Here is a 6,673-nt window from a genome sequence, read left to right on the forward strand (position 1 = left end):
GTGAGGGGCAGTTCACTTTCCGTAGGTGTATCCGTCCATCGGGGGGCCGGCGGCGCCGGGCGGCGGGAGGACGGAGGGCCGCGTCAGGACCTTGGTCTGCGGAGGCAGTTCAATGCGGGTGCCGGGAATCAGCAGGTCGGGGTCGGACCCGATGACGTCACGGTTGAACGTATAGAGGGCCGTCCAGCCGCCGGGGACGTTCTGCTTGCGGGCGATCGAGGAGAGCGTGTCGCCGGGCTGGACGACGTAGGTCGTGGTGATCGGCACGGAGTAGAGGTCGAGTTGGCGGGCGCATTGGGGCCAGGCGTCCCAGCCCTGCATGCGCACGATCTTCTCGGCGACGGTGATCTGCTCGCGGCGGGTCGCCTGGTTGGGGAGCTTGGCGTAGGCCTGGCCGCCGGCCTCGTCCCAGGTCGAGGGCAGGATTTGTAAGCCGCCGTAGTAGCCGTTGCCGGAGTCGATGTTCCAGCGTTGGCTGCTCTCGCACATGGCGAGCCGGTCCCATGTGGTGTCGGAGACGGCGACGGCGGGGGCGGCGGTGAGCAGCCCGGCCAGCAGGGAGAGCGCGGCAAGGACGGTGGCGTACGCCGATGATCGGACAATCGTTCGGTACATGGGGCCAGACGCTAGGCAGCCGGGTATACCTTTTCCGACATTCGACGCAAAACCACGCCGCACGCTCACCCTGTCGGGTCAGCCGTTGATACCGCCGATCAGATCGGACGGAAGGTCGAGTCCGCTCGGGATCAGGCCGGTCGGCAGGATTCCGCTCGGCAGCCCGCCGGGCAACTGCGGTCCCCCGCTCGGGTTGTTCGACTTGCCGGGCTTGCCGTCGCCGCCGTCGTCCTTGGTGGCCAGGATCACGCCGGTCACGATCGCCGCGACCAGGATGAGCGCCACGACGAGCGCCACGAGCGGGTTGCGGCCGGACCGGGACGGCGAGGGCGGCGCGGGCGGGTAGGCGTCGTACTGGTCGTCCTGATACGGCTGTTGGTTGCCGTACTGCTGGTTGCCGTACTGCTGCCCACCGGGTTGCTGCCCGCCCTGGTAAGGCTGCTGGCCGTAACCGCCCTGCGGGTACTGGGAGCCGCCGCCGTATTGGGGGCCGCCGTACTGCTGACCGCCTTGGCCGCTGCCGTACTGGCCGCCGGAGTCGGGCGGGTTCCCGTAGGGTCCCGGGCCTCCGTACGGCGGTTCCTGGTTCGACACGTCCCACTCCCCCCAACGGCGGCGGGTCCGGCACGGCGTCTCGGCGGTCCGCGACCGCCTTGCGCGCTGCGCGCTTCCCGATCCTTCATGCTGTCACGAACGAGGGCTCACCGCCGGGGAAAAGCCTGCGTCGGTACCGTTGTGCCGGTGACTGACCTGACGCCGCGTCGGATCGGGGCCGTGCAGGTCGGCGGCCCCGCGACGGCCGCCTTCGCAGCGGTCGCGGCGGCCGCCGCGGTACTGCTGTCGCCGCCCGGGCGGGCCGCGCTCGACGCGGCGCCGCTGGTGCTCGCGGCCGTGCTGCTCGGCACGGCGGCACTCGCGCTCCCCGACCGGCCGCGGCGCGTCCCCGAGACCGTGCGCGGTGCGGCGGTCGGCGTGGCCGCGGTGTTCGACCCGGTCGCGCTCGCGCTCGTCCCGCTGCTGTGGCTGACCGGGCGGCGGCGCGGAACGGTGGCGGCGGGCGCTGTCGCGGCGGTGCTGTTGGGTCCCACGCTGGCCGCCGGCGGCTTGCCGTCGTCGTCGTGGCGACCGCTCCTGACGGACAGTTACATCCCTGGTGACGATCCGGACGCGTCGCTGCGCGGCATGTTGCTGCGCGTCGCCGGCCCGTACGCCCACGGGATCATGGGCGCCGACACCCCGGCGATGAGCGTCGGCGCTGCGCTGCTGGGCCTTGCCGTCCTGGTGCTCGCACTGCCGCGCGCGGCGCGCTGGTACGCCGACGGGCAGCCGGTGCTGGCGGTCGCGGTCGCGGCGTGCGCGGGAGCCGTGGTGCTGCCGGTCTCCTGGACGTACGAACTGCTGTGGCTGCCCCTTGCCTTGGCCGGCCGGCTCGGGCGCCGCCCTGAGGAGCGCTGGGTGTGGCCCGCGCTCGTCGTGGTGGCGGCCGCCGTACCCCGCGACGCGATCGACCCCCGCATCGACACGCTCCTGTCGACGGCCGCGGGCAACGTGCCGACGCTCGTGCTCCTGGCCGCCGCCTGCGCGCTGCCGTTCCGCAACCGCACCGATCCGCACTGGGACGTCCACCGCGCGCCGCCCCCGGCACTCCCCCAGGGCCGCCGCGCGCTGCTGCCCGCCGCCGCGCGGCCGCTCACCCGGCCGAACCTGCTGCTCGAACTGCTGCTGATCCGCGCCGGCTACTGGGTCTACCAGAACATCCGCGGCGACCTGCGCGAGAGCATCCCGCACCAGCGCGAGCAGGCCACCGACAACGCGCGGACGATCGTCCGGATCGAGGAGTTCCTGCACATCGACGTCGAGGCGGCGGTCAACCGCCTCGCGCTCAGGTCGCACGGGCTGTTCCGGCTGATGCAGGACTACTACCGCGAAATGCACTACACCGTCCCGGTGCTGGTGCTGGCGTGGCTCTATATGCGGCACCCCACGCGCTACCGCACCGCGCGCACCGTGCTCGCGCTGACGACCGGCCTCGCGCTGGTCGGGTTCTGGCTGTTCCCGCTGTGCCCGCCGCGGCTGTACCCCGGCAGCGGCCTGATCTCGTCGCTCCCGGGCAGCCCGCCGAACTACATCTTCGCGACCAACCTCATCAACAAATACGCGGCGATGCCGTCGCTGCACATCGGGTGGGCGCTGTGGTGCGCGGTCACCGTCGCGTGCGTCGTGCGGCAGCGGTGGGTCAAGGCCGCCGTGTTCGCGTACCCGACGGCGACACTGTTCGTGGTCGTCGGCACCGCGAACCACTGGGTGCTGGACGGGGTCGGCGCGGCCGTCGCGCTCGGCGTCGCCGTGCTCGGCCAGCGGGCCCTGACGGGGCGGCGACTACGCGACCACGTACCGGCGTTCCTCGCCCGGCTCGGGACCGCGCCGGCGAACGGACAAGGCCGACCTCAGACGCTTCCCGCCCGCCCGGTCATTCCTTGGGCAACTTTTTGACCAGCAGCTCGAACTCGAGGTCCGCCACCTGCGGGACGCCGAAGCGCTCGTCGCCGTACGGGAAGGGCGACATCTTCCCGGTCTGCGCGTAACCGCGGCGCACGTACCAGGCGATGAGCTCGGACCGCTGCTTGATCACCGTCATGTGCATCTCGGCCGCGCCCCACTCGCGGGCCGCGGCGCGCTCGGCCTCGGCGAGCACCTCGCGGCCGAGTCCGCCGCCCTGGGCGGTCGGGTCGACGGCGAACATGCCGAAGTAGACGACGGCGTCGGCGCGGCGCTCCAGCTGGCAACACGCGACCAGTTCGCCGCCGCGCTCGGCGACGAGCATGCGGCTCTCCGCACCGGTCACGACCTGGGCGACACCGTCGGCGTCGGTGCGCTGTCCGTGCAGCAGGTCCGCCTCGGTCGTCCAGCCGGTCCGGCTGGTGTCGCCGCGGTACGCGGACTCGACCAGCGTCACGAGCGCCGGGATGTCCGCCGATGTCGCGCTACGGAACGAAAGCTGCTGCACGGCCTGTCCTCCTGCGGTCTTTGCCCGTCCTTTGGCACTGTTTGACGTGCTTGCGGGCCCCCGCGGGCATGGATTCCGCGGCAACGACCCGCCTGGTTGAGAATACGTGGAACGCCGGGTCCGGTCGGAGCTCGGCTTTTCGATCCGAACCTGCGGTGACATGGTGTCTGGAGCGCTAAACCCGGATGGACCGCGCCTTTACGGGCGGTCACGACGACGAGAAAAGCACGCAAAAACGGCGTAAAACCGCACGGAACCACCTGGAGATTCAGCAGATGAATCGGACGGGGGGCTGGAACCTCTCCGACATGCGGCGGCCCAGGATCCCCCTGGCACCGGCGCTGCTCTGGCTCCTCGCGGCCGTGCTGGCGGTCCGTCAGGCCGCGCACACGCTGAGCCTGCCGCCGGAGCGCCGCCTCACCGACCTGGAGACGTGGCTGGGCACGGACGGCGTCCTGCACCTGCCGGGTTCGCTGTACGACGGGGACGCCCACGGCAAGCCGTTCTCGGGCACGCCGTTCGCGGGCCTGGTGCTGCGGCCGTTCACGAGCGCGGCCGAGGAGACCCTCGGTGTGCTGTGGACGATAGGGACACTGCTGATCGTCGCCGCGGTCGGCGTGCTCGTCGCGCGCAGCGTCACCGCGACGTCCAGCCGACGGGCGCGGCTGCTGGCCGCTCCGGTGCTGATCTCGCTGATGGTCGTCTCGTTGCCGGTACGCGGCACGCTCAGCCTGGGGCAGCTCAGCCTGCTTCCGGTGCTGCTGGTGCTGCCGGCCTGCCTGGCGCGCGAGCCGGGACGCGGCGCGGGCGTCGCGGCGGGCCTCGCGATGGCGCTGCAGCCGGTGATGCTGCTGTTCGCGCCGTTCCTGTGGCTGACCGGCAAGCGGACCGCCGCGCTCACCTCCGCCGGGACCTTCGCGGCCGGCACGGCGCTGGCGTGGGCCGCGCTGCCGAAGGACTCGCTGGCGTACTGGGTGCACCACGTCGCGGGCGCGGGCCTCGAGCGCGCGCCCGACGCGCTGGCCAACCAGTCGCTGCACGGCCTGCTGCTGCGGGCCGGGCTGCACGGGGCCGCCGAGTACACGGCGCTGGCCGTCCTGGCGCTGCCGCTGCTGTGGTTCGGCACGCGCCGCGCCGTGGCGTACGCGCGCGACGGCCAGGCGGTGCTGGGCGCCGTGCTGGTGGGCTGCGTCGTCGTCGCGGTCTCGCCGGTGTCGTGGCAGCACCAGCAGCTGTGGATTTTGCTCGCGGCGGCGGGGCGGCTCGGCAAGGGGCGCTCCGACCGGCTGGTGTGGCCGTTGATAGTGGCCGCCGTGATGCTGTTCGACAGCGAGCAGCTGCTGCCCGGCAGGCTGCACGCGGTGCGGATGATCGCCGACAACGCCCCGCTGATCCTGGCGGTCGCGGCGGCCGTCGCGGTGCCGTTCCTCGTGCGCGGATCGGCCGACTGGGTCGCGACGACTCCGGAGCTGGCGCCGAACGAGCGCGCGCCGGGGCGGCGGATCCCGCTGCTGCCGCGCACGCTGCGCGTCCTGTCGCGGCCGAACCTCTTCCTGGAGCTGATCCTCATAAGGGTCGGCTACTCCTTCTACTCCTTCATCCGCGCGTCCGTGCCGGACCAGCGGGCGACGGCCGAGTCGCACGGGCGCGACGTCATCGGGCTGGAGCGGTTCCTCCACATCGACGTCGAGCACGCGCTGAACCACCTCGCGGCGAGGACCGACTGGCTGAAGGCGTTCACCGGGTTCTTCTACGAGACGTTCCACTTCCTGGTGCCGCTCAGCCTGCTGGCGTGGCTGTACATAAAGCGTCCGGCGCAGTACCGGTCGGCGCGCACGGTGCTGTGCGTCGGGACGGCGACCGGTCTGATCGGGTTCTGGCTGTACCCGCTCGCGCCGCCGCGGCTCATGCCGGGGTTCGACTACATCGACACCGCGCACGGCGTGCAGGACCTCAACAACCCGGACTTCGGGGCGCTGACCAAGCTGTCGAACCAGTACGCGGCGATGCCGTCGCTGCACGTCGGCTGGGCGCTGTGGTGCGGGCTGGTGATCTTCGCGCTGGCGCCGTACCTGTGGATGCGGCTGGCGGGCCTGCTGTACCCGTTGACGACGACGTTCGTGGTGATGGCGACCGCCAACCACTACATCCTCGACGCGGTCGGCGGGGTCGCGGTGATCACGATCGGCTTCGCGGTGCAGTACGCGCTGACGGGGCGGAGCGCGTTCGCGGCGCCGGACGACACGATGCCGCCGAAGCCCCCCGAACAGGACAATCAACCCATTAGCCGCAAGCTTCTCTTTGCACGCCAAACACGGTGACGCGCCTAGGTATTGCCAAGGCTTTGCCCGTTTCGCCCGCAACCACCCGCGCGGTCGAGCGGTAGTCACGGTGGACCGGCGCCGGGCCCGCGCCCGGCCGTCCGGTGTCCCACCGTCTCGACCGCGAGGAGCACGATGACGCACATCACGCGACGCGTCGCCCAGACCGCCCTGCTGATCGCCGCGGTGGGGGCGGCGCCCCTGCTGGGCGCCGCGACCGCGCACGCGGAGTCGCCGCTGGGCGGCATCGGCGGACTGAACGGCCTGAGCACGCCCGACGCGTCGACCGTGACGAACACGCTCCCCGCGGCGGCCGACGCGGTCGGCAAGACCGCCAACCCGGCCAAGCCCCCCGCCGCCAAGCCCGGCCCCGCGGTCCAGGCCCCGGCGGCGCAGGCCCCGGCCGTCCAGCCGCCCGCCGCGCAGACCCCGGCGCAGAGCCCCGCCGGGCACGCTCCGGCCGCCCAGCCACCCACCGTGCAGACCGCCCCCGGCGCCGCCGCCGGTCCCGTGACGCCGTCCGCCCAGGTCAACGCCCCGCTCGAGCCCCCGGCGGCCGCGAAGAACGCGCTGCCGGGCCTCGGCGCCCTGCCGCTCTGACGGAGACACACCCGAGAGGCCTTCCTCTTCCTTCCTCTTCCTTCTTCTTCCTTCACGAAGACGCCGCGGTCCGGCGCCTCCCCCCCAAGGGGGGCGCCGGACCGCGGCGCGTCGGGGGCCGAGCGGCGGG

At 72.6% G+C, this 6,673-nt stretch carries 6 protein-coding genes; 3 read left to right on the forward strand and 3 right to left on the reverse strand.

What is annotated here, in order from left to right; all coding sequences use genetic code 11:
• Positions 1 to 12: 12 nt before the first annotated feature.
• Positions 13 to 615: a LysM peptidoglycan-binding domain-containing protein gene (locus QI554_RS38165; protein WP_281477125.1), complete on the reverse strand. Its 603-nt coding sequence runs from the start codon at positions 613 to 615 to the stop codon at positions 13 to 15.
• Positions 616 to 693: 78 nt separating this feature from the next.
• A complete protein-coding gene (locus QI554_RS38170; RefSeq protein WP_281477127.1) occupies positions 694 to 1,209 on the reverse strand; it encodes a hypothetical protein in 516 nt (171 codons plus the stop codon).
• A gap of 147 nt (positions 1,210 to 1,356) precedes the next feature.
• On the opposite strand from QI554_RS38170, the gene QI554_RS38175 reads away from it, so the two are divergent.
• The gene (locus tag QI554_RS38175; RefSeq protein ID WP_281477129.1) at positions 1,357 to 3,108 is read left to right on the forward strand and encodes a phosphatase PAP2 family protein; all 1,752 of its coding nucleotides are present in this window, start codon (positions 1,357 to 1,359) and stop codon (positions 3,106 to 3,108) included.
• Here QI554_RS38175 and QI554_RS38180 read toward each other — a convergent pair.
• The gene (locus QI554_RS38180; RefSeq protein ID WP_281477132.1) at positions 3,086 to 3,622 is read right to left on the reverse strand and encodes a GNAT family N-acetyltransferase; all 537 of its coding nucleotides are present in this window, start codon (positions 3,620 to 3,622) and stop codon (positions 3,086 to 3,088) included. The genes QI554_RS38175 and QI554_RS38180 overlap by 23 nt on opposite strands.
• A 275-nt stretch (positions 3,623 to 3,897) precedes the next feature.
• Here QI554_RS38180 and QI554_RS38185 point away from each other — a divergent pair, with 275 nt between their 5' ends.
• Positions 3,898 to 5,943 carry a bifunctional glycosyltransferase 87/phosphatase PAP2 family protein gene (locus QI554_RS38185; protein WP_281477134.1) on the forward strand — a complete coding sequence of 682 codons (2,046 nt, stop codon included), beginning with the start codon at positions 3,898 to 3,900 and terminating at the stop codon, positions 5,941 to 5,943.
• 135 nt (positions 5,944 to 6,078) lie between these two features.
• Entirely contained in the window at positions 6,079 to 6,543 is a 465-nt protein-coding gene (locus QI554_RS38190; protein WP_281477136.1) for a hypothetical protein, read from the forward strand.
• Positions 6,544 to 6,673 lie beyond the last annotated feature (130 nt).

The organism is Yinghuangia seranimata, from assembly GCF_029953285.1.
In the GTDB taxonomy this organism is placed as follows: domain Bacteria; phylum Actinomycetota; class Actinomycetes; order Streptomycetales; family Streptomycetaceae; genus Yinghuangia; species Yinghuangia seranimata.

Excerpts from the sequence above, each read along its gene's own strand:
- QI554_RS38165 (WP_281477125.1), bottom strand. The coding sequence starts at position 615 with ATGTACCGAACGATTGTCCGATCATCGGCGTACGCCACCGTCCTTGCC.
- QI554_RS38185 (WP_281477134.1), top strand. The coding sequence starts at position 3,898 with ATGAATCGGACGGGGGGCTGGAACCTCTCCGACATGCGGCGGCCCAGG.
- QI554_RS38190 (WP_281477136.1), top strand. The coding sequence starts at position 6,079 with ATGACGCACATCACGCGACGCGTCGCCCAGACCGCCCTGCTGATCGCC.